The sequence below is a fragment of the Serratia sp. Tan611 genome (genome assembly GCF_905188235.1).
Taxonomy (GTDB): Bacteria; Pseudomonadota; Gammaproteobacteria; order Enterobacterales; family Enterobacteriaceae; genus Serratia_B; species Serratia_B rhizosphaerae.
The window spans coordinates 2,710,503-2,734,197 of the sequence record NZ_LR994655.1 but is presented as its reverse complement, the minus strand read 5'-3'; the positions used below and the strand labels follow the sequence as shown (position 1 = coordinate 2,734,197).

At 54.0% G+C, this 23,695-nt stretch carries 20 protein-coding genes, 2 tRNA genes and 1 other RNA gene; 13 read left to right on the top strand and 10 right to left on the bottom strand.

What is annotated here, in order from left to right; genetic code table 11:
* Positions 1-37: 37 nt before the first annotated feature.
* From xthA to TAN611_RS12860, 7 genes are all read right to left on the bottom strand, one after another.
* A complete protein-coding gene (xthA, locus tag TAN611_RS12890) occupies positions 38-844 on the bottom strand; it encodes an exodeoxyribonuclease III (RefSeq protein WP_105231358.1) in 807 nt (268 codons plus the stop codon).
* Between the two features lie 100 nt (positions 845-944).
* Positions 945-1,517 carry a TIGR00730 family Rossman fold protein gene (locus tag TAN611_RS12885; protein WP_105231357.1) on the bottom strand — a complete coding sequence of 191 codons (573 nt, stop codon included), beginning with the start codon at positions 1,515-1,517 and terminating at the stop codon, positions 945-947.
* A gap of 225 nt (positions 1,518-1,742) precedes the next feature.
* A non-coding RNA gene (locus TAN611_RS12880) (RtT sRNA) lies at positions 1,743-1,869 on the bottom strand.
* A gap of 45 nt (positions 1,870-1,914) precedes the next feature.
* Positions 1,915-1,999 (bottom strand) — tRNA-Tyr (locus TAN611_RS12875).
* Positions 2,000-2,106: 107 nt separating this feature from the next.
* Positions 2,107-2,191: transfer RNA gene (locus TAN611_RS12870), tRNA-Tyr, on the bottom strand.
* Positions 2,192-2,446: 255 nt separating this feature from the next.
* Positions 2,447-3,295: a formyltetrahydrofolate deformylase gene (gene purU, locus TAN611_RS12865; RefSeq protein ID WP_105231356.1), complete on the bottom strand. Its 849-nt coding sequence runs from the start codon at positions 3,293-3,295 to the stop codon at positions 2,447-2,449.
* 68 nt (positions 3,296-3,363) lie between these two features.
* The gene (locus TAN611_RS12860; RefSeq protein ID WP_187044604.1) at positions 3,364-3,828 is read right to left on the bottom strand and encodes a YchJ family protein; all 465 of its coding nucleotides are present in this window, start codon (positions 3,826-3,828) and stop codon (positions 3,364-3,366) included.
* A 147-nt stretch (positions 3,829-3,975) separates the two neighbouring features.
* On the opposite strand from TAN611_RS12860, the gene rssA reads away from it, so the two are divergent.
* The 5 genes from rssA (at position 3,976) to TAN611_RS12835 (ending at position 9,518) form a co-directional block, all read left to right on the top strand.
* On the top strand, positions 3,976-4,875 hold the full coding sequence (gene rssA / locus TAN611_RS12855) for a patatin-like phospholipase RssA (protein WP_203066538.1): 900 nt from the start codon (positions 3,976-3,978) through the stop codon (positions 4,873-4,875).
* Positions 4,876-4,979: 104 nt separating this feature from the next.
* Positions 4,980-5,993 (top strand): two-component system response regulator RssB, encoded by a 1,014-nt coding sequence (rssB, locus tag TAN611_RS12850; protein WP_105231353.1) that lies wholly within the window; start codon positions 4,980-4,982, stop codon positions 5,991-5,993.
* Positions 5,994-6,198: 205 nt separating this feature from the next.
* Positions 6,199-7,116, top strand: coding sequence for a UTP--glucose-1-phosphate uridylyltransferase GalU (gene galU / locus TAN611_RS12845; RefSeq protein ID WP_105231352.1), 918 nt, complete (start codon positions 6,199-6,201; stop codon positions 7,114-7,116).
* A 38-nt stretch (positions 7,117-7,154) separates the two neighbouring features.
* Positions 7,155-8,498: a UDP-glucose/GDP-mannose dehydrogenase family protein gene (locus TAN611_RS12840; RefSeq protein WP_105231351.1), complete on the top strand. Its 1,344-nt coding sequence runs from the start codon at positions 7,155-7,157 to the stop codon at positions 8,496-8,498.
* Positions 8,499-8,507: 9 nt separating this feature from the next.
* Positions 8,508-9,518: an NAD-dependent epimerase gene (locus tag TAN611_RS12835; protein WP_105231350.1), complete on the top strand. Its 1,011-nt coding sequence runs from the start codon at positions 8,508-8,510 to the stop codon at positions 9,516-9,518.
* A 174-nt stretch (positions 9,519-9,692) separates the two neighbouring features.
* Here TAN611_RS12835 and hns read toward each other — a convergent pair whose 3' ends face one another.
* Positions 9,693-10,097 (bottom strand): histone-like nucleoid-structuring protein H-NS, encoded by a 405-nt coding sequence (hns, locus tag TAN611_RS12830; protein WP_105231349.1) that lies wholly within the window; start codon positions 10,095-10,097, stop codon positions 9,693-9,695.
* A gap of 661 nt (positions 10,098-10,758) precedes the next feature.
* Between hns and TAN611_RS12825 the strand changes: the two genes are divergently transcribed.
* Positions 10,759-11,343, top strand: coding sequence for a thymidine kinase (locus TAN611_RS12825; protein ID WP_105231348.1), 585 nt, complete (start codon positions 10,759-10,761; stop codon positions 11,341-11,343).
* Between the two features lie 66 nt (positions 11,344-11,409).
* On the opposite strand, the gene adhE is transcribed toward TAN611_RS12825, so the two are convergent.
* On the bottom strand, positions 11,410-14,076 hold the full coding sequence (gene adhE, locus TAN611_RS12820) for a bifunctional acetaldehyde-CoA/alcohol dehydrogenase (RefSeq protein WP_105231347.1): 2,667 nt from the start codon (positions 14,074-14,076) through the stop codon (positions 11,410-11,412).
* A 497-nt stretch (positions 14,077-14,573) separates the two neighbouring features.
* On the opposite strand from adhE, the gene TAN611_RS12815 reads away from it, so the two are divergent.
* The 7 genes from TAN611_RS12815 to oppF all read left to right on the top strand — a co-directional run bounded on the left by TAN611_RS12815 (position 14,574) and on the right by oppF (position 23,271).
* Positions 14,574-15,218, top strand: a complete 645-nt coding sequence (locus TAN611_RS12815) for a YchE family NAAT transporter (RefSeq protein WP_015672549.1) — start codon at positions 14,574-14,576, stop codon at positions 15,216-15,218.
* 686 nt (positions 15,219-15,904) lie between these two features.
* Positions 15,905-17,539, top strand: a complete 1,635-nt coding sequence (locus tag TAN611_RS12810) for an ABC transporter substrate-binding protein (protein WP_203066537.1) — start codon at positions 15,905-15,907, stop codon at positions 17,537-17,539.
* 150 nt (positions 17,540-17,689) lie between these two features.
* A complete protein-coding gene (gene oppA / locus TAN611_RS12805; RefSeq protein ID WP_203066536.1) occupies positions 17,690-19,321 on the top strand; it encodes an oligopeptide ABC transporter substrate-binding protein OppA in 1,632 nt (543 codons plus the stop codon).
* 80 nt (positions 19,322-19,401) lie between these two features.
* Positions 19,402-20,322: an oligopeptide ABC transporter permease OppB gene (gene oppB / locus TAN611_RS12800; RefSeq protein ID WP_061323594.1), complete on the top strand. Its 921-nt coding sequence runs from the start codon at positions 19,402-19,404 to the stop codon at positions 20,320-20,322.
* Positions 20,323-20,336: 14 nt separating this feature from the next.
* Complete coding sequence (gene oppC / locus TAN611_RS12795) at positions 20,337-21,245, top strand: oligopeptide ABC transporter permease OppC (protein WP_105231343.1); 909 nt, start codon at positions 20,337-20,339, stop codon at positions 21,243-21,245.
* Positions 21,246-21,256: 11 nt separating this feature from the next.
* Positions 21,257-22,273, top strand: a complete 1,017-nt coding sequence (locus tag TAN611_RS12790; protein ID WP_105231342.1) for an ABC transporter ATP-binding protein — start codon at positions 21,257-21,259, stop codon at positions 22,271-22,273.
* On the top strand, positions 22,270-23,271 hold the full coding sequence (gene oppF, locus TAN611_RS12785; protein ID WP_187044608.1) for a murein tripeptide/oligopeptide ABC transporter ATP binding protein OppF: 1,002 nt from the start codon (positions 22,270-22,272) through the stop codon (positions 23,269-23,271). Before TAN611_RS12790 ends, oppF begins: the two co-directional genes overlap by 4 nt.
* A 62-nt stretch (positions 23,272-23,333) precedes the next feature.
* Here the strand turns inward: oppF and TAN611_RS12780 are convergent, their stop codons facing one another.
* Positions 23,334-23,657, bottom strand: a complete 324-nt coding sequence (locus TAN611_RS12780) for an HI1450 family dsDNA-mimic protein (RefSeq protein ID WP_105231340.1) — start codon at positions 23,655-23,657, stop codon at positions 23,334-23,336.
* Positions 23,658-23,695: the final 38 nt, after the last annotated feature.

Here is a 23,695-nt window from a genome sequence, read left to right as displayed (position 1 = left end):
TGAATAAGACCCCGGCAACGTTACCGGGGTGGGATGATTACAGCGAGAACTCGGCCCATACGGGCGCGTGGTCGGATGGCTTTTCCATACCGCGGATCTGATAATCGATGCCGGTAGCCACGCACTGTGCCGCCAGCGGCGTGCTGGCTAACAGCAGATCGATGCGCAGGCCGCGGTTGTCATCGAAACCTTTGGAGCGATAGTCGAACCAGGAAAACTCATCGTTGCGCTCCGGATTGGCATGGCGGTAGGTATCAACCAGGCCCCAGTTCAACAGACGCGCCATCCACTCGCGTTCTTCCGGCAGGAAGGAGCATTTGCCGGTGCGCAGCCAACGTTTACGGTTCTCTTCGCCGATACCGATGTCGTAATCGCTTGGGCTGATATTCATATCGCCCATAATCAGTACCGGGTTTTCTACCGACAGCTGCTGTTCAAGATAGTCTTGCAGATCTTGATAGAAGCGGGTTTTTGCCGGGAATTTTACCGGATGGTCGCGGCTTTCGCCCTGCGGGAAGTAGCCGTTAATCACCGTCAGCGTGCCCTGCGGCGTGGCTAGATCGGCCATGATAATGCGGCGCTGCGCATCCTCTTCATCGGTCGGGAAACCGCGACGTACGGCGATAGGCGCCTCTTTGGTCAGCAGGGCGACGCCGTAGTGGCCTTTCTGACCGTGGTAGAACACGTGGTAGCCGTGCTTGCTGACTTCTTCCAGCGGAAACATGTCATCGTGAACTTTGGTTTCCTGCAGGCCGATTACGTCGGGCTGGTGCTGTTCGATAATTGCGGCCAACTGATGGGGACGCGCGCGCAGTCCATTGATATTAAAAGAGACAAACTTCATGAGCGGTGCCGTTTTCACGAGAAAAATGTGTTGTGATAGTAGCAGAGTTTGGCGCTAAATGTAACGTAAGCCAGCGACCGCCGCCGCTGGCCGTCGGCCATTATTTTGCCCAGCGATCGTAATTTTTCGGTTGGTAGTCATCGAACTGCTGCAGCAATGTAGACGCTGAGTCGCTGGTATGCAGGGTGCCGAGATAGTCATGGCGCATAAAGCCCTGATCGGCAACGTGCTGCAGGAAGTGATTTAAAGGGCGGTAGAAGCCATTGATATCCAGCAGCCCGACGGGTTTATTGTGATAGCCGATTTGGCCCCAGGTCCAGATTTCGAACAGTTCTTCCAACGTGCCGATGCCGCCCGGCAGGGCGATAAACGCGTCCGCCTGTGCGGCCATGCGCGCCTTACGGGTATGCATATCGGGCACCACTTCCAGGCTGGTCAGGCCGCGATGCGCGGTTTCCGCTTCGACCAAACGCTCAGGGATAATGCCAATGGCTTCTCCTCCCGCCTCCAGTACCGCATCCGCGACAATGCCCATCAAGCCTTTCTTGCCGCCTCCATAGATTAAACGTCGTCCCTGAGTGGCTAAAGCGTGTCCGAGCTTGCGGGCGTGCTCGGCATAATCGGGGTTAACGCCTTCACTGGCGCCGCAAAAAACGCAAATATTATGACGCATGCACTTTTCCTTTCCTTACTGCGTAAAAGAAGCATGTGGTATAGCTAATTGCGCCAGGGAGTTCAAGTTTGGGCGTAGGAAAGTGGTCAGGATATTGCCGTTTCGCGATGTTTGGCACGCAAAACAGCGCGCGTCGCGAACCTTGTCGAAGCTTCTCATCCTTCCCCAGTGCGGAGAATTATGTGGCTTTTGAGACGCTGGTATGCGTTGAGAGCTTTGAAGAGATGGTGGTGGGGGAAGGATTATTCGTCGCTACGCTCCTCACCCTTCGGGCCGCGCTGAAGCGCGTTGTTTCGCTACGCTCAACTCGAACCTTATCGAAGCTTCTCATCCTCCCCCTGTGTGGAGAATTATGTGGCTTTTGAGACGCTGGTATGCGTTGAGAGCTTTGAAGAGATGGTGGTGGGGGAAGGATTCGAACCTTCGAAGTCTGTGACGGCAGATTTACAGTCTGCTCCCTTTGGCCGCTCGGGAACCCCACCATGATATTCATGGATTTACAAATTGTAGACGCAAACATAGAAGGTGTAACGCACATGAGTGCACTGCATCATAATGCTTGCTAAGCATCCTCTTGAAAAGAGGAAGATGGTGGTGGGGGAAGGATTCGAACCTTCGAAGTCTGTGACGGCAGATTTACAGTCTGCTCCCTTTGGCCGCTCGGGAACCCCACCACGAAATTCGTGGATTTTACGAATTTTAAACTACCAGGAAGCTGACCGGCTTCCCTTGCTACCTTGGCTGCGTAAGCGCTGTCTCGGTAAGCGGGGCGCATCATATCAAATGAAGCGCCGGTGTAAAGCATTGAAATGCAGAAAATGAATTGTTTGCCGTTTTTTTATTCTTGGCGCTGCATCTGTGAACAGAGTGCGATGTTTTTATGCAATCTCCCGCCGCCGACCAAGCGGCAGGAGATGGCGGGGTAACGATTACAGAATAACGGTTCGGTTGCCGTAGACGAACACCCGCTGCGCCAGCACGTGATACAGCGCGCGGCTGAGAACGTTTTTCTCTACGTCGCGCCCGGCACGCATCATGTCTTCGGCAGAATAGGTGTGGTCGACGTGGATCACGTCCTGCATGATGATTGGGCCTTCATCCAGATTATCGTTCACATAGTGTGCCGTGGCGCCGATGATTTTAACCCCGCGCTCGTAGGCCTGGTGATAAGGGCGCGCGCCGATAAACGCCGGCAGGAACGAATGGTGGATATTTATGACCTGATTAGGGTAATGCTGGACGAATGCCGGCGTCAGCACGCGCATATATTTGGCCAGCACCACGTAGTCGGGCTGATATTGATCGATCTGGGCGATCATCTGCTGGTCATGCTGCTCGCGCGTCAACCCCTCATGACTTACCAGATGGAAAGGAATGTCGAAGCGCTCCACCAGCGTTTGCAGGGTATCGTGATTGCCGATCACCGCAGCGATTTCAACATCCAGGCCGCCGTAGGCGCTTTTCATCAGCAAATCGCCCAGACAGTGGGCTTCTTTGGTGACCAGCACCACGATGCGGCGGCGTCCTGCGCTGTGCAATTCGCGCGCTGAGCCTTCCGGCAGTGCGTCGTCCAGGTCGGCCAGCAGCGTGCTGTCGTTGAAGATGCCTTCCAGTTCGGTGCGCATAAAGAAACGCCCGGTGCGATGGTCGACGAACTCATTGTTTTGCACAATATTGAGCTGATGCTTGTAGCAAATATTGGTGATCTTGGCGATCAGCCCTTTCGAGTCAGGGCAGATAGTGCGTAATACTTTACGTTGTATATTTTGGTGTGGCATGGATGAGGATCCTGTCTGATACTGAAGCGCCGGTCATTGCCGGCGTCAGCGTACTTTTCACCGCGAACTTAACGCCCGCAGCATTTTTTATATTTTTTCCCCGAGCCGCAGGGGCAAGGGTCGTTTCGTCCCGGTTGCGGCCGGGTGCCGTCGATATAGTACCAGCGTTGCTCCTGGCGAAGGAAGCGGGAGCGTTCATGCATGGCCTGAGGGCTGGCATGGTCGCCGTCGGTAAAGCGGGCTATAAACTCGACGAAGCCTTCATCGTCGTCTCGGCCGTTTTGTTCCGCCACAATCGTTAGGCCCAGCCAGCGGGTGGTTTGAAAACTTTCGACGATGGCGTCGCGCCACTGTGCGGCGTTGCAATCCGGATGCCAGCTGGCGATCAGGTAATCGACCTGCTGCTTGACATAGGCCGTATAGCGCGAGCGCATCAGCTTGCCTGGCGTTGGTGCGGTTGCAACGCCGCTGATATAAGGCTCACAGCAGGCGTTGTACCCGGCGCCGCTGCCGCAGGGGCATAATTCAGACAAAATAACTCCTAAAACCTGCGGCCATTGTCGATACTGGCCGATATTCAGACACATTGAGCGCATATGTTACCTAACAATATTTATTGGTGACAATGTACCCTTTAAGGCAATGTGCAAAACAATTTCACCGGCAGAAGGCGGACGATCATGCGACAAATCAAAATTGGACTGGCGTTAGGGGCGGGATCGGCCAAAGGATGGGCGCATATCGGCGTCATCAATGCCCTGAAGAAAATGGGGATCGAGCCTGATATTGTTGCTGGTTGTTCCGTCGGTTCGCTGGTGGGTGCGGCTTATGCCTGTCACCGGCTGCCAGCGATGGAGAAATGGGTGCGCTCATTCAGCTACTGGGACGTGATTCGTCTGATGGATCTGTCCTGGCGGCGCGGCGGCCTGCTGCGCGGTGAACGGGTCTTTAATGCGGTGGGGCAACTGCTGAATATTAACGACATTGAACAGTGTTCGCTGAAATTTGGCGCGGTGGCCACTAACCTTAGCACCGGCCGCGAATTATGGTTAACCCGGGGGGATATTCATCAGGCCGTGCGGGCGTCGTGCAGTATGCCGGGATTGCTGTCGCCGGTTTGGTTCGACGGTTACTGGCTGGTGGACGGCGCGGTGGTGAACCCGGTGCCTATCTCGTTGACCCGTGCGCTGGGGGCGGATATCGTCATCGCGGTTGATTTGCAGCATGATGCGCATCTAATGCAGCAGGATCTGTTTTCGGTACGCAGCGAAGCGGAGGAGCCGGTGGCGATGGCGGATAACTGGCGCGGACGGTTGCGTGAGCGTATCGGTAAAATGCGCATCAAAAAAACCAACTTTACGCCGACCGCGATGGAAATCATGAGCACATCGATTCAGGTGTTAGAGAATCGTCTGAAACGAAACCGTATGGCGGGCGATCCGCCGGATGTCCTGATCCAACCTTACTGTCCGCAAATATCCACGCTGGATTTTCATCGGGCAGAGGAAGCTATCGCCGCGGGAAGCCTGGCGGTGGAAAAACAGCTTGAGCAGCTGTTGCCGTTGATAAAACAAAAATAGTTACCGCGATTCACGGCAAAGCGCAACGTCAGGCTGATTTCCGGCAGGCGCAAGTGGCCATTTTGAGCCACTATTACAACATGAAAAGGGAAGAGGCTCGGCTAATGGCACTACCACTGACAGGCAAGCGCATTTTGATTGTTGAAGACGAACAGGTCTTTCGTTCGGTGCTTGTCGGCTATCTGAAATCGTTGGGCGCGCAATCGCATGAGGCCAGTAATGGTTTACAGGCGCTGAGTGCCGTTGAGGATGTGCAGCCCGATCTGATTCTGTGCGATCTGGCGATGCCGGAAATGGGCGGGATCGAGTTTGTTGAGCATCTGCGTCTGCAAGGGGACAAGATCCCGATTCTGGTGATTTCGGCCACCGATAAAATGGCGGATATCGCTAAAGTGCTGCGTCTGGGCGTCCAGGATGTACTACTGAAGCCGTTAACCGATCTTAATCGCCTGCGCGAAGCGGTGCTGGCCTGCCTATACCCCAATATGTTCACCTCACCGGCGTTAGAGGAAGCCGACCTGCTGCAGGACTGGGATGCGCTGAGTAAGAACCCTTCCGAGGCGGCGCGTTTGCTGAAGCAGCTGCAGCCGCCGGTTCAACAGACGATTGCCCATTGTCGTATAAATTACCGTCAGTTGACCACCGGTGAGAATCCCGGCCTGGTATTGGATATCGCGGCGCTGTCAGAGAACGATTTGGCGTTTTATTGTCTGGATGTCACTCGCGCCGGCGATAATGGCGTGCTGGCCGCGTTATTATTGCGCGCTTTATTTAATGGCTTGTTACAAGATCATTTAGCTAATCAGCGTCACCGTCTGCCGCAAATGTCAACATTGTTAAAACAAGTTAATCAATTATTGCGTCAGGGGAAATTGGATGGGCAATTTCCCCTGCTGCTTGGTTACTACCATGCCGAATATAAAAACCTGATTCTGGTTTCTGCCGGCCTGCACGCCAACGTCAATACCGGTGATAATCAAATACAACTGAGCAACGGCGTGCCGCTGGGCACCCTGGGCGCGGCCTACATGAACCAAATCAGCCAGCGCTGCGCGGCTTGGCAGTGTCAGGTGTGGGGGACGGGTGGCCGATTACGCTTGATGCTCAGTGCGGAATGAATACGCAATTGTGTCCATATATTCGACATAATTTACCACGCAATTAAGGGTTAATAATCATCGTAAACCCGGCACTTGGGTAATTGTCCTAATTTCTCCCGATTTCAATAAGGGGTAATGCTCGCTGCTATTTAGCTGGTATACTCCGAGAGTTTTGTATAACGGATAAAAGCTCATAAATTGAGCGTAGTTTAAGAGAGGAATAATGTCTGCTTTAAATCGGAAAGTCAGAAAAGCAGTGATCCCGGTGGCTGGATTAGGCACACGGATGTTACCGGCAACAAAGGCGATACCGAAGGAGATGCTGCCGCTGGTGGATAAGCCTCTGATCCAATACGTCGTCAATGAATGTATTGCCGCTGGGATCAACGAAATCGTTCTGGTAACGCACTCCTCTAAAAACTCTATCGAAAACCATTTTGATACCAGCTTTGAACTGGAAGCCATGCTGGAAAAGCGCGTGAAGCGCCAGTTGCTTGACGAGGTTCAGTCTATTTGTCCGCCAGGCGTAACGGTTATGCAGGTACGTCAGGGGGTTGCGAAAGGCTTGGGCCACGCGATCATGTGCGCCTATCCGTTGGTCGGTGATGAGCCGGTAGCGGTGGTGCTGCCGGATGTCATTCTGGATGAATACAGCGCGGATCTGACCAAAGACAATCTGCATGACATGCTGACGCGTTTCGAACAGAGCGGCACCAGCCAGATTATGGTTGAACCGGTACCGCAGGAAAACGTCGGCAGCTACGGCGTGGCCGATTGTAAAGGTTACGATCTGCAGCCGGGCGAAAGCGCGCCAATGGTCAGCGTGGTAGAAAAACCATCGCCGGCGCAGGCGCCGTCCAACCTGGCGATCGTCGGGCGCTATGTGTTGTCTGCCGATATCTGGGCGCTGTTGGCTCACACCCCGCCGGGAGCCGGTGATGAAATCCAGCTGACTGACGCTATCGATATGCTGATGCGTAAAGAATCGGTTGAGGCTTATCACCTGAAGGGTAAAAGCCACGATTGCGGCAATAAACTGGGCTATATGCAGGCGTTTGTCGAGTACGGGCTGCGCCATGCCAGCCTGGGCAAAGAATTTTCCCAGTGGTTGCAGCAGTTTGCCGCCGCTGAAAAGATCTGATCCATTTTCCGTCTTAATTTGAAAAACTAGGATTTCCCATGAAAGTAACCGTTTTTGGTATTGGCTACGTAGGCTTGGTACAGGCTGCGGTGCTGGCTGAGGTTGGTCATGACGTAATGTGTATTGACGTTGATGAGCGCAAAGTCGAAAACTTGAAGAAAGGGAACATCCCTATTTTTGAACCGGGCCTGACCCCGTTGGTGCAGCAGAACTATGAAGCTGGCCGGTTGCACTTCACTACCGATGCCAAAGCCGGTATTGAACACGGCATCATCCAGTTTATCGCCGTAGGTACGCCGCCGGATGAAGACGGCTCCGCCGATCTGAAATATGTGACGGCAGTAGCCCGTACCATTGCAGAACATATGGCCGATCATAAAGTGGTGATTGACAAATCTACCGTGCCGGTCGGCACTGCAGATAAAGTGCGCCAGGTAATGGCCGAGACGCTGGAAAAACGTGGCAGCACGTTGACCTTCGACGTGGTTTCCAACCCTGAGTTCCTGAAAGAAGGGGCGGCGGTTGCCGACTGTATGCGTCCGGAGCGTATCGTTATCGGTACGGATAACAAAGATGTTATCGAGCCGATTCGTGAGCTGTATGAGCCGTTTAACCGCAATCACGATCGTATGATTCTGATGGATATCCGCAGCGCCGAGCTGACCAAATATGCGGCTAACTGCATGTTGGCGACCAAAATCAGCTTCATGAATGAAATCTCTAACCTGGCGGAACTGCTGGGTGCCGATATTGAAAAAGTGCGTCAGGGCATCGGTTCCGACTCGCGCATTGGCTACCACTTTATCTACCCGGGCTGCGGCTACGGCGGTTCCTGTTTCCCGAAAGATGTGCAGGCGCTGATCCGCACCTCTGAAAATATTGGCTACCAGCCGAAACTGCTGCAGGCGGTGGAGCAGGTGAACTACCAGCAGAAGAGCAAACTGGTGCAGTTTATCAAACACTACTTCGGTGAAGATCTGCGTGGTAAAACCTTCGCACTGTGGGGATTGGCGTTCAAGCCGAACACCGACGACATGCGTGAAGCTTCCAGCCGTGTACTGATGGAAGCATTGTGGGAAGCAGGCGCCAGCGTGCAGGCTTATGATCCTGAAGCGATGAACGAAACGCAGCGCATCTATGGCGACCGCGACGATCTGAAACTGATGGGGACCAAAGAAGCAGCGCTGAAAGGCGCCGATGCACTGGTCATTTGCACCGAATGGCAGAACTTCCGCGCGCCGGACTTTGACGCGATTAAAGGCGCATTGAAGGAGCCGGTGATCTTCGATGGCCGTAACCTGTACGATCCTGAGCGTCTGCAAAACCGTGGCTTCACATACTATGCGATTGGCCGTGGTGCATCGGTGCAGCCGGTCATTTAAGAGGTGAGTATGAAATTTTTGGTTACAGGCGCCGCTGGGTTTATTGGCTATCACGTTGCCGAGCGTTTGTTGACCGCAGGGCATCAGGTTGTCGGTATCGACAACCTGAATGACTACTATGACGTCAGCCTGAAAGTCGCGCGTCTTGACCTTTTGGCCGGGTATCCGGCCTTTCAGTTTATCAAGCTGGACCTGGCGGACCGTGAAGGGATCGCAACATTGTTTGCCGAACACCAGTTTCAGCGGGTGATTCACCTTGGCGCTCAGGCCGGGGTACGTTATTCGCTGGATAATCCAATGGCCTATGCCGATTCCAACTTGATCGGTCATTTAAACGTATTGGAAGGGTGTCGGCATAATAACGTTGAGCATTTGCTTTACGCGTCTTCCAGTTCGGTTTATGGCCTTAATCGCAAGCTGCCGTTCTCTACGGAGGATTCTGTCGATCATCCGGTTTCTCTGTACGCAGCGACGAAAAAAGCCAATGAGCTGATGTCACACAGCTACTCGCATTTATATGGCTTACCTACCACAGGCCTGCGTTTCTTTACCGTCTATGGCCCGTGGGGGCGCCCTGATATGGCGCTGTTCAAGTTTACCAAGGCAATATTGGCCGGTGAAAGTATCGATGTATATAATCACGGCGAGATGCATCGTGATTTTACCTACATCGATGATATTGCCGAAGCCATAGTGCGTTTGCAGGATATCATTCCGCAACCGAACGCCGAGTGGAGCGTTGAGCAGGGGTCTCCGGCCACCAGTTCCGCGCCATACCATGTATATAATATCGGCAACAGTTCACCGGTTAAGCTGATGGAATATATCAGCGCGCTGGAAAATGCGTTAGGCGTGACGGCGCATAAAAATATGCTGCCGATGCAACCTGGCGACGTTTTGGATACCAGTGCAGATACCAAGGAGCTGTATAGCACGATTGGCTTTAAGCCGGCGACCAGCGTCGAGGAAGGGGTGAAGCGTTTTGTCGATTGGTATAAAGCGTTTTATCACGTGCAGTAAACAAGCTGCTTACTGCGAAAATTAAAGGGGCTACGGCCCCTTTTTCTATTTCCGCTTATGGCATCATTTGACATGCCTGGCTCATTTCACGTAACGAAACGTGATATTGCGAGAGGGCGACAGACAGCAAAAAGGCCCCCGCAGGAGCCTTTTTAATGCGATTAAGCAGCGCTATTACAGCAGGAAATCTTCCAGAGATTTACCTTGCTCTTCGATAGCTTTCTTGATCACGGCTGGAGTACGGCCCTGGCCAGTCCAGGTTTTGGTTTCGCCGTTTTCATCTTTATATTGGTATTTAGCCGGACGTGCAGCACGCTTTGCTTTACCAGCGGATTTAGCGGCCATGGTCTGCAGCAGTTCGTTAGGATCAATACCGTCTGCAATCAGCATTTCACGGTATTGCTGCAGTTTACGGGTACGCTCTTCGATTTCTGCTTGAGCCTGGCTGTCTTCTTCGCGACGTTCGTTCACAACAACTTCCAGTTTCTCAAGCATCTCTTCCAGAGTGTCCAGGCTGCATTCTCTGGCTTGCGCGCGCAGAGTACGGATGTTGTTCAAAATTTTTAAGGCTTCGCTCATTGTCCTAGTCTCAATTTATATTGGTGGGGGCGTCTGGATAATAATAGAGTGCTCTTTTCTTTTCTGCAATAGCCAAATTGCGAAGAGTCCCCAAATATGCCATTTAAAAACCATTACTCGGAACAGTCCGGGTTATTACACCGCTTTATGTTCGGTTTTAATGGTGGGCTTTTTAAGCCAATTTTTCAACAGCAATTGTGCATGTTTGTGAGCTGCAGGCTTTCATTGCCGGGAAATAATTGCATTTTATATCGATATTAGCCTCTGCATTGACGAGTCAATCCGACATGATGGTATGTAAACAATAGGGGTATATGCGTAAAGATTTTGTCAGGATGTGATGTTTGAGGATGACGAACTATAAATAGCAGTTCGCGCCCTGTGGGTAATTTATTTAGCTAACAAGGATGGTGTCTGGGCTATACGGCGTTACATCTAAACGTAATGGGTAGCCCGTATCTTTTATCTCAGGGCAAACCATTAGCATTAATTAATAGTGTGTGGGCCATCCTCCGGCGGTAAATAGCCTAAAGGGGGGGAGGGACAGCAGGGCGTTTTACGCTACGCGGTTATCGATACTGGCGCATCGTCAGCTTGTGATACACTTGATTCTCAGAATCGATATCTGAATATTTCTTATACCACCTGGAATTGCTGGCTCATGGCTCAACTTTATTTTTATTACTCGGCAATGAACGCGGGGAAATCCACCGCGCTGTTGCAATCTTCATATAATTATCAAGAACGTGGTATGCGTACGCTGGTGTTCACTGCAGAGATTGACCACCGCTTTGGCGTCGGGAAGGTAAGTTCGCGGATTGGTCTCTCATCACAGGCGCAGCTGTATAATAATGACACGTCGCTGTTTGCCATGATTAATCAGGAGCACCAGCAACAGACGGTACACTGTGTGCTGGTGGACGAAAGTCAGTTCCTGAGTAAAGCGCAGGTCGAGCAACTGTGCGACGTGGTTGATCAGCTGGATATTCCGGTATTGTGTTACGGTCTGCGTACCGATTTTCTCGGTGAACTGTTTATCGGCAGCCAGTACCTGCTGGCATGGGCGGATAAGCTGGTGGAGTTGAAAACCATCTGCCACTGCGGCCGTAAGGCGAATATGGTGTTGCGGCTTGATGAACACGGCAAAGCGATGCAGGCGGGCGCTCAGGTGGTGATTGGCGGCAATGAGAGCTATGTGTCGGTGTGCCGCAAACATTACAAAGAGGCGATGCACGCGGAGGATTAATCTGCAGCGTGATATCGCATAAAAAAACCCGCCTGACGGCGGGTTTTTGTGTTTAGCTGCGGAAGATTACTTCTTGGCTTTTTTCTCCGCCTTGGCGGCGGCCGGCGCTTTTACGGCTTCTTCAGCTTCGCTGAACTCACGGCCGTAGAAGGTATCCAGCATGATTTGTTTCAGCTCGGCAATCAGCGGATAGCGCGGGTTGGCGCCGGTGCACTGGTCGTCAAATGCGTCTTCGGACAGCTTATCGACTTTCGCCAGGAAATCGGCCTCTTGTACGCCCGCTTCGCGGATAGAGGCGGGGATACCCAACTCGGTCTTCAGCTCGTCCAGCCATGCCAGCAGCTTCTCAATTTTCTGTGCGGTACGGTCGCCCGCAGCGCTCAGGCCCAGGTGGTCGGCGATTTCTGCATAACGGCGACGAGCCTGCGGACGGTCATACTGACTGAAGGCCGTCTGCTTGGTCGGGTTGTCGTTGGCGTTATAGCGAATGACGTTGCTGATCAGCATGGCGTTAGCCAGACCGTGCGGAATATGGAACTCAGAGCCCAGTTTATGGGCCATGGAGTGACAGACCCCGAGGAAGGCGTTGGCGAAGGCGATGCCGGCGATGGTCGCCGCGTTATGCACGCGCTCACGCGCCACCGGGTTCTTCGCGCCTTCTTTATAGCTGACCGGCAGATACTCTTTCAGCAGTTTCAGCGCCTGCAGCGCCTGGCCGTCGGAATATTCGTTTGCCAGTACCGACACATAGGCTTCCAGCGCGTGGGTTACCGCATCCAGGCCGCCGAAGGCACACAGCGATTTCGGCATGTTCATCACCAGGTTGGCATCGACAATCGCCATATCCGGGGTCAGGGCATAGTCCGCCAGCGGGTATTTCTGGCCGGTTTCATCATCGGTCACCACGGCGAATGGCGTAACTTCAGAACCGGTGCCGGAGGTGGTGGTAACGGCGATCATCTTCGCCTTCACGCCCATTTTCGGGAACTTGTAGATACGTTTACGGATGTCCATAAAGCGCAGCGCCAGATCTTCGAAGTGGGTTTCCGGATGTTCGTACAGCACCCACATGATTTTGGCCGCATCCATCGGCGAACCGCCGCCCAGCGCGATAATCACGTCCGGCTTGAAAGCGTTCATCTGTGCAGCGCCTTTACGCACGATACTCAGCGTCGGGTCGGCTTCCACTTCAAAGAATACTTCTGTCTCAATGCCGTGGGACTTCAGCACGCTGGTGATTTGGTCGGCATAGCCGTTATTGAACAGGTAGCCGTCGGTGACAATAAACGCGCGTTTTGCGCCATCGGCCGCCACTTCTTCCAGCGCGATAGGCAGAGAGCCACGGCGGAAGTAGATAGATTTCGGAAGTTTATGCCACAACATGTTTTCTGCTCGCTTCGCTACGGTTTTTTTGTTGATCAAGTGTTTTGGACCGACGTTTTCCGAGATGGAGTTGCCCCCCCATGAGCCGCAGCCCAGCGTCAGCGAAGGCGCCAGTTTAAAGTTGTACAGGTCGCCGATGCCCCCTTGCGAGGCCGGAGTGTTGATCAGGATACGGGCGGTTTTCATCTTGTCGCCGAAGAAGGCGATACGTTCCGCCTGGTTGTCCTGGTCGGTGTACAGGCAGGAGGTATGGCCGATGCCGCCCATCGCTACCAGTTTTTCGGCCTTGTCGACGGCGTCGGCAAAATCTTTGGCGCGGTACATCGCCAGCGTCGGTGAGAGTTTTTCATGGGCGAAAGGCTCGGATTCGTCCACCAGTTTGACTTCACCGATCAGTACTTTGGTGCTGGCCGGTACGCTGATTCCCGCCATTTCGGCAATTTTCGGCGCCGATTGGCCGACGATGGCCGCGTTCAGGCCGCCGTTTTTCAAAATAATATCCTGTACCGCCTTCAGCTCTTTGCCCTGCAGCAGGTAGCCGCCGTGCGAGGCGAAGCGTTCGCGCACCGCGTCATACACCTCATCGACAACGATCACGGACTGCTCAGAGGCGCAGATCACGCCACTGTCAAAGGTCTTCGACATCAGAATAGAGGCGACGACGCGCTTGATATCGGCGCTCTCATCGACCACCACCGGCGTATTGCCGGCGCCGACGCCGATGGCCGGTTTACCGGAGCTGTAGGCCGCTTTGACCATCCCCGGGCCGCCGGTGGCGAGAATCAGGTTGATATCCGGGTGGTGCATCAGTTGGTTGGACAGCTCGACGGAAGGCTGATCGATCCAGCCGATGATGTCTTTAGGCGCACCGGCGGCGATTGCCGCCTGCAGCACGATATCTGCAGCTTTGTTGGTGGCGTTCTTGGCTCTTGGGTGCGGCGAGAAAATAATGCCGTTACGGGTTTTCAGGCTGATCAGCGCTTTGAAAATGGCCGTAGAGGTCGGGTTGGTGGTGGGCACGATGCCGCAGATAAGACCGATAGGCTCGGCAATGGTGATGGTGCCGAAAGTATCGTCTTCGGACAGCACGCCGCAGGTTTTTTCATCTTTATACGCGTTGTAGATATACTCGGAGGCAAAGTGGTTTTTAATCACCTTGTCTTCAACGATACCCATACCGGATTCTTCAACGGCCATTTTGGCCAGCGGAATACGCGCATCGGCAGCGGCGAGGGCAGCAGCACGGAAGATAGCGTCAACCTGTTCCTGGGTGAAGTTGGCGTATTCGCGCTGGGCTTTTTTGACACGTGCAACAAGCTCGTTCAATTCAGCGATATTTGTTACAGCCATAATGCTCTCCTGATAATGTTAAACTCTTTCAGTAAATAAGCCGTGTAAGCAGCAAGTATAGTCAGGTATCGGAACACCATGGAAAACGTCGGTTTTCTTTACTGGTCAGCTACCTATGATGCTGATTTGCTTAAAGAGCTTTGCTCAGGAACTTGATGTCGCTCAGGCAACGGCGGAAGTTGCACGCTGTCTGACTACGACTAAAAGCTTAACTACTCTTGGGTAGTGTTTTTATGATTTAAATCACAAAAAGTGCAAGCTGACACCTTTCAGCTTGGCGTTATCGAGAAAATTCTTATTTGAAGCGCATTGCTGTCTTCTTGAAACATAAAAACCACTAAAAAACACATTGCGATAACATATTGGCAAGGTGGTTATTACAAACCTTGTCTGAAAGAAAAATGCTGTCTTCGGCGGATGGATTAGCCGCACTATTTCCATTACATTAGCGCGCATGGGGCAGTGCGCCCTAATACAGCGATTAATGCGGAGTTCTTGTGGGGCAATCATTGTTGGATTTTTCCGGCTATATCAAATTCTTTGTCGGCCTGTTTGCGCTGGTGAATCCAGTGGGGATTTTGCCGGTTTTTATCAGTATGACCAGCTACCAGGCGGAAGCCGGACGTAATAAAACCAATCTCACCGCCAACCTTTCCGTAGCGATTATCCTGTGGACGTCGTTGTTTATCGGCGAGGGGATTTTGCGCCTGTTCGGCATCTCTATCGATTCGTTTCGTATTGCCGGCGGGATTCTGGTGGTGACCATCGCCATGTCAATGATCAGCGGCAAGCTGGGGGAAGATAAACAGAACAAGCAGGAGAAGTCGGAAAGCGCGATTCGCGAAAGCATTGGCGTGGTGCCGTTGGCGCTGCCGCTGATGGCCGGGCCGGGCGCCATCAGTTCGACCATTGTCTGGAGTTCCCGCTACCACAGTTGGCAGAACCTGCTGGGGTTTACGCTGGCGATCGCGCTGTTTGCCTTCTGCTGTTGGCTGCTTTTTCGCGCCGCGCCTTTATTAGTCCGTCTATTGGGGCAGACCGGCATCAACGTAATCACGCGCATTATGGGCCTGTTGCTGATGGCGTTGGGCATTGAATTTATTGTTACCGGCGTGAAGGCTATTTTCCCCGGTTTACTCTGAGGGTGTAATTTGAGCCGGAAGCGTCATTTTCGGCTCAAATTATTTTTAAACTTTAAACTTATTTAATTAATGCATTAATAGGGTGCACGATGCGTCCGTTTTTTATACCAATGCACTATTTTGTGGCATAGCTCTCACTTTATTTGGCGATAAAGTACCCATCACGTTATTTTTTTAACCTTTATTTGCGCCTTCCCCGCTGTTTTTGATTATCTGGTGAACTTTTGTTGTTAATTTAATCACATCATTCTGTGGGGCTTGTCTCGGCCTCATCCAGGTGATATTAGTGACTAGGCTCGCATTGCCAGATGTTTATTCTTTGAATGTTCTATTTGTTAATTTAATGTTTGTTTTAGGTGGCGCGCGACGTGTTGGCGGTGTGCCGGATGGCTATCTTTGTTGGTTTTATCAGTAAAATCATTGTGATAATGTGACTTTTCTCTATGGGGACCTGATGGGAAGCGCTGAGGATGCCGCTAACAAAAGAGAATTGCTTAACATTTTTATAAAATTTATTGGCGGTGGATTTTGGCATCTGCTAATTTCCGAGCAACTTTTCCGCGCTGTTTGCACGCGTCGCTGACAAACAGGAATGATTTTTGCTGGTATCCGATTATTTAAAATAATTATAAGCATTTCACAAAATTCCATAAGTCATGCTTATTGATAGCGAGGAGCCCCCGACTATGCAGCAAGTCGTAACGCGTACGCCTTTAGCCGTTTTTATTACCGGATTGTTTTTTTCTGCGCTGAATGTCAGCCAGGCGGCTCAGGTGCCTGCCGGTATTCAACTGGCACCGCAGCAAACTATTGTGGTGAATAATGGTTCGGAAGTGGCGTCACTCGATCCGCATAAAGTAGAGGGCAACCCGGAAAGCAACATAATTCTCAATTTACTGGAAGGGCTGGTGAGTTCCGACGCCAACGGCCATGTGGTGCCGGCGGTTGCGGAGCGTTGGGAGAATGAGCAGTTTAAAGTCTGGACTTTTCATCTGCGTAATACGGCACGCTGGAGCGACGGCTCCCCGGTGACTGCGGAAGATTTCGTCTATAGCTGGCGTCGTCTGGCGGATCCTAACGTCGCGTCGCCTTATGCCAGCTACCTGCAGTACGCCAAGATTGCCAATGCCGACGCGATTCTGAGCGGTAAAAAGCCGCCGCAGGACCTGGGCGTGAAAGCCCTTGACGCACACACCCTGCAGGTGACGCTGAGCGAGCCGGTGCCTTATTTGCTCAGTATGCTGACGCATACCTCGATGAAACCGGTCAAGCAGTCGGTGGTAGAGAAGTTTGGCGATAAATGGACGCTGCCGCAGCATTACGTCGGCAATGGCGCCTACCGGCTGAAGCAGTGGGTGGTTAACGAGCGCATCGTGCTGGAACGCAGCAACACCTATTGGAACAATGCGGCGTCGGTGATTGAGCAAGCCACCTTCCTGCCGATCGCCTCAGAAGTCAGCGACGTTAATCGCTACCGCAGCGGTGAGATCGATATCAGTAACAGCGCCATTCCGCCAACGCTGTTTGGCAAGATGAAACGTGAAATCCCTGAGCAACTGCACGTCAATCCTTACCTGTGTACGTTCTATTACGAAATCAATAATAAGAAGGCGCCGTTTACCGATCCGCGGGTGCGTGAAGCGGTGAAGCTGACGCTGGACCGCGACATCATCGCCAACAAAATTATGGGGCAGGGACAGATCCCGGCTTACGGGTTTACGCCAACCTTTACCGAGGGTGGCAACTTCACCGTGCCTGAGTGGGCGACATGGACACAGGCCCAGCGCAATCAACGCGCCAGGCAACTGCTGAGCGAAGCCGGCTACGGTGCGGATAACCCGCTGAAATTCTCGCTGCTGTACAACACTTCCGATCAAAACAAACAGCAGGCGATAGCCGCTGCGTCGATGTGGAAAAAGAACCTCGGCGCAGACGTTACCCTGAGAAACCAGGAGTGGAAAACGTCACTGGAAAGTCGCCATCAGGGGGAGTTTGACGTTGCACGTGCCACCTGGTGCGGCGATTACAACGAACCGAGCGCCTTCCTGAATTTGGCGCTCTCCAACAGCAGCAACAATACCCTGTTCTATAAAAATGCACACTTTGACACGCTGATGGCCGCCAGCCTGCAGGCGCCGGACGCCGCCGCGCGCACCGCGGTGTATCAGCAGGCGGAGACGCAGCTGGATAAAGATTCGGCGCTGGTGCCGGTTTATTACCGCGTCAGTGCGCGCCTGATCAAGCCGACGGTGGGTGGGTTCACCGGTAAAGATCCGCTCGATTATATCGATGTGAAAAATCTGTACATGATCAAGCAGTAATGGGTATTACACCATGCCGGCAACGGCGGGTAATACGGGGGAGAAGCCAGCCGCCGCAGTCGTTCCGCGACGGCTGGATACACGGCCCGCATAACGGGCCACGCCGTCTCGACATCGAGCCGGTGATAATAAAAAACTGGAGTGGATAATATGACCAACATCACAAAGAAAAGCCTGCTGGCCGCGGGGATTATGGCCGCGCTAGGCATCAGCGCCGGCGCGTTCGCCGCCGAGGTGCCGGCGGGGGTTCAACTGGCTGACAAACAGGAGATCGTTAAAAATAACGGCTCTGAAGTGCAGTCGCTGGATCCGCATAAAATTGAAGGGGTGCCGGAAAATAACGTCACCCGCGATTTGATGGAAGGCCTGGCCAACAATACGCCGGACGGCGGCATTGAGCCGGGCGTGGCGGAAAGCTGGGACAACAAGGATTATAAGGTATGGACTTTCCACCTGCGCAAAAACGCCAAATGGTCGAATGGCAAACCGGTAACGGCGCAGGACTTCGTCTATAGTTGGCAGCGTCTGGTGGACCCGAACACCGCCTCGCCATATGCCAGCTACCTGCAGTACGCGCACGTTGAAAACGTTGATGACATTATCGCCGGTAAAAAAGATAAATCGACCCTGGGCGTGAAGGCGCTGGACGACCATACCTTCCAGGTGACGCTGACCGAACCGGTGCCTTATCTGGTGGAAATGACGCCGCACTACGCCATGAAGCCGGTGTATAAAGAGGCGGTGGAGAAGTTTGGCGAGAAGTGGACGCTACCGCAAAACTATGTCAGCAACGGCGCGTATAAGCTGAAGAACTGGGTGGTTAACGAACGCATCGTGCTGGAGCGCAACCCGGAGTATTGGAACGACGCCAAAACCATCATCAATAAAGTGACGTTCCTGCCGATTTCTTCCGAGGTGACCGACGTTAACCGTTACCGCACCGGCGAGATCGACATGACCTACAACAATATGCCGATCGAACTGTTCCAGAAACTGAAAAAAGAGCGGCCGAAAGAGGTGCACGTCGATCCTTATCTGTGCACTTACTACTACGAAATCAACAACCAGAAAGCGCCGTTTACCGATGCGCGCGTGCGTGAGGCGCTGAAACTGGGCCTCGACCGCGACATTATCGTGCATAAAGTGAAGAACCAGGGCGATCTGCCGGCCTACAGCTTTACGCCGCCGTATACCGACGGGGCGAAACTGACGCCGCCGGCGTGGTTCGGCTGGACGCAGGACAAACGCAACGAAGAAGCGAAAAAACTGCTGGCGGAAGCCGGCTACGGCCCGGATAAGCCGCTGACCTTCAGCCTGCTGTATAACACCTCGGATCTGCATAAAAAACTGGCCATCGCCGCCGCCTCCATCTGGAAGAAAAATCTGGGCGTCAACGTCAAGCTGGTTAACCAGGAGTGGAAAACCTTCCTCGATACCCGTCATCAGGGCAACTATGACGTGGCGCGCGCCGGCTGGTGCGCTGACTATAACGAACCGAGCACCTTCCTGAATATGATGCTGTCCGACAGCAGCAGTAATACGCCGCACTATAAGAGTGAAGCCTTCGATAAGCTGATGGCCAATGTGTTGACGGCGAAAAGCAAAGATGAGCGCGCCGCTCTCTACCAGAAGGCGGAAGTGCAGCTGGATAAAGACTCAGCCATCGTGCCGGTCTATTACTATGTGAACGCCCGTCTGGTGAAACCTTACGTGGGCGGTTATACCGGTAAAGACCCGCTTGATAACGTGTACGATAAAAATCTGTACATCATTAAACATTGATACGGTAAGGGCCGATGACGTTGTCACCGGCCCGGTCAAAATAATAAGCCGTTATCAGGCTGTAGCACAGGGTTAGGGCAATGCTGAAATTTATACTTCGACGCCTGTTAGAGGCGATCCCGACACTATTTATCCTTATTACCATTTCATTCTTTATGATGCGCCTGGCGCCCGGCAGCCCGTTTACCGGCGAGCGCGCGTTACCGCCGGAAGTGCTGGCGAATATCGAGGCCAAATATCATCTCAACGATCCCATCTGGAAACAGTACGGCAATTATCTGCTGCAGCTGTCAAAAGGGGATTTCGGCCCGTCGTTTAAATACAAAGACTATTCGGTGAATGATCTGGTGGCCGGTTCATTCCCGGTATCGGCCAAGCTGGGGGCGGCGGCGTTTCTGCTGGCGGTGATCCTGGGCGTCAGCGCCGGGGTGATCGCGGCGCTGAAGCAAAATACCAAATGGGACTATACGGTGATGGGGTTCGCCATGACCGGGGTGGTGATACCCAGTTTCGTGGTGGCGCCGCTGCTGGTGCTGATCTTCGCCATCACGCTGAAGTGGCTGCCGGGCGGCGGCTGGAACGGCGGCGCCTTCAAATTTATGGTCCTGCCGATGGTGGCGCTGTCGCTGGCCTATATCGCCAGCATCGCGCGTATTACCCGCGGCTCGATGATTGAAGTGCTGCACTCCAACTTTATCCGTACCGCGCGCGCCAAAGGCCTGCCGATGCGGCGCATTATTTTCCGCCATGCGCTTAAACCGGCGCTGTTGCCGGTGCTGTCATATATGGGCCCGGCGTTTGTTGGCATCATTACCGGCTCGATGGTGATTGAAACCATCTACGGCCTGCCGGGCATCGGGCAGTTGTTCGTCAACGGCGCGCTGAACCGCGACTACTCGCTGGTACTGAGCCTGACGATCCTGGTCGGCGGCCTGACGATTCTGTTCAATGCGATTGTTGACGTGCTGTATGCCGTTATCGATCCGAAAATTCGCTATTAATCTGGAGCACGCCAATGATGTTGACCAAAAAGAACAGCGAAGCTCTGGAAAACTTCAGCGAAAAGCTGGAGGTCGAGGGGCGCAGCCTGTGGCAGGACGCCCGTCGGCGCTTTATGCATAACCGCGCGGCGCTGGGCAGCCTGATCGTGCTGGCGCTGATTACCCTGTTTGTGATTATCGCGCCGTGGCTGTCGCAGTTTGCGTATGACGACACCGACTGGGGGATGATGTCGGCGCCGCCGGATCTGGAGTCCGCCCACTATTTCGGCACCGACTCCTCCGGTCGCGACCTGCTGGTGCGCGTGGCCATCGGCGGGCGTATTTCCCTGATGGTCGGCGTGGCGGCGGCGCTGGTGGCCGTCGTGGTCGGTACGCTGTACGGCTCGCTGTCCGGCTATCTGGGCGGCAAAGTCGACTCGGTGATGATGCGCCTGCTGGAGATCCTCAACTCCTTCCCGTTCATGTTCTTCGTGATCCTGCTGGTGACCTTCTTTGGGCAGAATATTTTTCTGATCTTCGTGGCGATCGGCATGGTGTCGTGGCTGGATATGGCGCGTATCGTACGCGGGCAGACGCTGAGTCTGAAGCGTAAAGAGTTTATCGAAGCGGCGCTGGTGTGCGGCGTCTCCACCCGCAACATTGTACTGCGCCATATTGTGCCGAACGTACTGGGGGTGGTGGTGGTGTATGCCTCGCTGCTGGTGCCCAGCATGATCCTGTTTGAGTCTTTCCTCAGCTTCCTGGGGTTAGGGACGCAGGAGCCGTTAAGCAGCTGGGGCGCCTTGCTCAGCGACGGCGCCAACTCGATGGAGGTTTCACCGTGGCTGCTGCTGTTCCCGGCCGGTTTCCTGGTGGTCACCCTGTTTTGTTTCAACTTTATCGGCGATGGCCTGCGTGACGCCCTCGACCCGAAAGATCGTTAAGGAGCGCCATCATGACTACCCTTGAATATCCGCAAGCTGCGGCCGCACAGGCGGCCGACGGCGCGCCGCTGCTGGACGTGCGCGATCTGCGCGTGACGTTTTCGACGCCGGACGGCGACGTGACGGCGGTTAACGATCTCAACTTCGACCTGCGCGCCGGTGAAACGCTGGGCATTGTCGGCGAATCCGGTTCCGGCAAGTCGCAAACCGCGTTCGCCCTGATGGGACTGCTGGCGGCCAATGGCCGTATCGGCGGCTCGGCACGCTTTAACGGCCGGGAAATTCTCAACCTGCCGGAGAAGCAGCTCAACAAACTGCGCGCCGAAGAGATTTCGATGATCTTCCAGGATCCGATGACGTCGCTCAATCCTTATATGCGCGTGGGCGAACAACTGATGGAAGTGCTGATGCTGCATAAGAACATGAGCAAAAGCCAGGCGTTTGAAGAGTCGGTGCGGATGCTGGATGCGGTTAAAATGCCGGAGGCGCGCAAGCGCATGCGCATGTATCCGCATGAGTTTTCCGGCGGGATGCGTCAGCGGGTGATGATCGCCATGGCGCTGCTGTGCCGGCCGAAACTGCTGATTGCCGATGAACCGACCACCGCGCTGGATGTGACGGTACAGGCGCAGATTATGACCTTGCTGAACGAGCTGAAGCGCGAATTCAATACCGCCATCGTGATGATTACCCACGATCTGGGCGTGGTTGCCGGCATCTGCAACAAGGTGCTGGTGATGTATGCCGGGCGCACCATGGAGTACGGCAGCGCCCGCGACGTGTTCTACCGGCCGAGCCATCCGTACTCGATTGGCCTGCTCAATGCGGTGCCGCGTCTTGACGCCGAAGGGGAATCGCTGCTGACCATCCCCGGCAATCCGCCGAACCTGTTGCGGCTGCCGAAAGGCTGCCCGTTCCAGCCGCGCTGTCCGTATGCCATGGATCAGTGTGCGAGCGCTCCCGCGTTGGAGCCGTTTGGTGAAGGGCGCCTGCGCGCCTGTTTCAAGCCGGTGGAGGCCTTGGTATGACGACAGCAACCGAAAAGAACGTTCTGCTCGAAGTGGCCGATTTAAAGGTGCACTTTGATATTAATGATGACAAAAAGTGGTTCTGGCAGCCATCGAAAACGCTGAAAGCGGTAGACGGCGTGACGCTGCGCCTGTTTGAAGGGGAGACGCTGGGCGTGGTGGGGGAATCGGGCTGTGGCAAGTCGACCTTTGCCCGGGCGATTATCGGCCTGGTCAAGGCCACCAGCGGCAGGGTGGCCTGGCTGGGCAAAGATCTGCTCGGCATGAGCGACACCGACTGGCGCAAGGCGCGCAGCGATATCCAGATGATCTTCCAGGACCCGCTGGCGTCGCTGAACCCGCGCATGACCATCGGCGACATCATCGCCGAACCGCTGCGCACCTACTATCCGAAGATGCCGCGCCAGGAAGTGCGCGACAAGGTCCAGGCGATGATGATGAAGGTCGGCCTGCTGCCGAACCTGGTCAACCGTTATCCGCACGAGTTCTCCGGCGGCCAGTGTCAGCGTATCGGTATCGCCCGCGCGCTGATTCTGGAGCCGAAGCTGGTGATTTGCGATGAGCCGGTATCGGCGCTGGACGTCTCCATTCAGGCGCAGGTGGTCAATCTGCTGCAGCAACTGCAGCGTGAGATGGGGCTGTCGCTGATCTTTATCGCCCACGACCTGGCGGTGGTGAAGCATATCTCCGACCGCGTGCTGGTGATGTATCTCGGCCATGCGGTGGAGTTGGGCACCTATGACGAGGTGTATCACAACCCGCAGCATCCTTATACCAAGGCGCTGATGTCGGCGGTGCCGGTGCCCGATCCGGATAAAGAGCAGGACAAGCAAATCCAGCTGTTGGAAGGGGAGCTGCCTTCGCCGATTAACCCGCCTTCCGGCTGCGTATTCCGTACGCGCTGCCCGATTGCCGGGCCGGAGTGCGCCAAAACGCGTCCGCTGCTGGAGGGCAGTTTCCGCCATGCGGTCTCCTGCCTGAAGGTGGACCCGCTGTAACCAACGGCGGAAAAAACAAAAAAACCTGCCGTTTGGCAGGTTTTTTTATCAGTACCTTGTGGTTACTCTTTCCACAAAATATGGCACAGCTTGTGGTCTTTCTCGCGGCAGATCAGCACGCGGGCAAACACGTCGTTGATCGGTTCGCCGTCGCTTTCCGCCAGGCCAATCACCACTTCGGCAAAGAAGTCCGGGTTTAAGTCGTAATCGACATGCTCATGCCAGTCTTCCGACGGATCGTACAGCTCGGCGCCGCCGCGCTCCTCAAACTGCAGGTTGAACAGCAGAATATCCGCCGGATCCAGATTGTCGCCGGCCAGTTCGAGGAAGATATCGTATGCCTGTTCCAGCGTTTCATCTTCGGTAAGGCGGTTATTCAAATCCATAAAAAATTCCAGTCATAAATGATGTGGCAAATAGTAAA

Bases quoted from the DNA above. Each gene is read 5' to 3' on its own strand.
- adhE (WP_105231347.1), bottom strand. From the start codon at position 14,076: ATGGCTGTAACAAATATCGCTGAATTGAACGAGCTTGTTGCACGTGTC.
- xthA (WP_105231358.1), bottom strand. From the start codon at position 844: ATGAAGTTTGTCTCTTTTAATATCAATGGACTGCGCGCGCGTCCCCAT.
- purU (WP_105231356.1), bottom strand. From the start codon at position 3,295: ATGCCACACCAAAATATACAACGTAAAGTATTACGCACTATCTGCCCT.
- oppA (WP_203066536.1), top strand. From the start codon at position 17,690: ATGACCAACATCACAAAGAAAAGCCTGCTGGCCGCGGGGATTATGGCC.
- oppC (WP_105231343.1), top strand. From the start codon at position 20,337: ATGATGTTGACCAAAAAGAACAGCGAAGCTCTGGAAAACTTCAGCGAA.
- rssB (WP_105231353.1), top strand. From the start codon at position 4,980: ATGGCACTACCACTGACAGGCAAGCGCATTTTGATTGTTGAAGACGAA.
- rssA (WP_203066538.1), top strand. From the start codon at position 3,976: ATGCGACAAATCAAAATTGGACTGGCGTTAGGGGCGGGATCGGCCAAA.
- TAN611_RS12825 (WP_105231348.1), top strand. From the start codon at position 10,759: ATGGCTCAACTTTATTTTTATTACTCGGCAATGAACGCGGGGAAATCC.
- TAN611_RS12810 (WP_203066537.1), top strand. From the start codon at position 15,905: ATGCAGCAAGTCGTAACGCGTACGCCTTTAGCCGTTTTTATTACCGGA.
- TAN611_RS12780 (WP_105231340.1), bottom strand. From the start codon at position 23,657: ATGGATTTGAATAACCGCCTTACCGAAGATGAAACGCTGGAACAGGCA.
- TAN611_RS12840 (WP_105231351.1), top strand. From the start codon at position 7,155: ATGAAAGTAACCGTTTTTGGTATTGGCTACGTAGGCTTGGTACAGGCT.
- galU (WP_105231352.1), top strand. From the start codon at position 6,199: ATGTCTGCTTTAAATCGGAAAGTCAGAAAAGCAGTGATCCCGGTGGCT.
- TAN611_RS12835 (WP_105231350.1), top strand. From the start codon at position 8,508: ATGAAATTTTTGGTTACAGGCGCCGCTGGGTTTATTGGCTATCACGTT.
- TAN611_RS12885 (WP_105231357.1), bottom strand. From the start codon at position 1,517: ATGCGTCATAATATTTGCGTTTTTTGCGGCGCCAGTGAAGGCGTTAAC.
- hns (WP_105231349.1), bottom strand. From the start codon at position 10,097: ATGAGCGAAGCCTTAAAAATTTTGAACAACATCCGTACTCTGCGCGCG.
- oppF (WP_187044608.1), top strand. From the start codon at position 22,270: ATGACGACAGCAACCGAAAAGAACGTTCTGCTCGAAGTGGCCGATTTA.
- oppB (WP_061323594.1), top strand. From the start codon at position 19,402: ATGCTGAAATTTATACTTCGACGCCTGTTAGAGGCGATCCCGACACTA.
- TAN611_RS12790 (WP_105231342.1), top strand. From the start codon at position 21,257: ATGACTACCCTTGAATATCCGCAAGCTGCGGCCGCACAGGCGGCCGAC.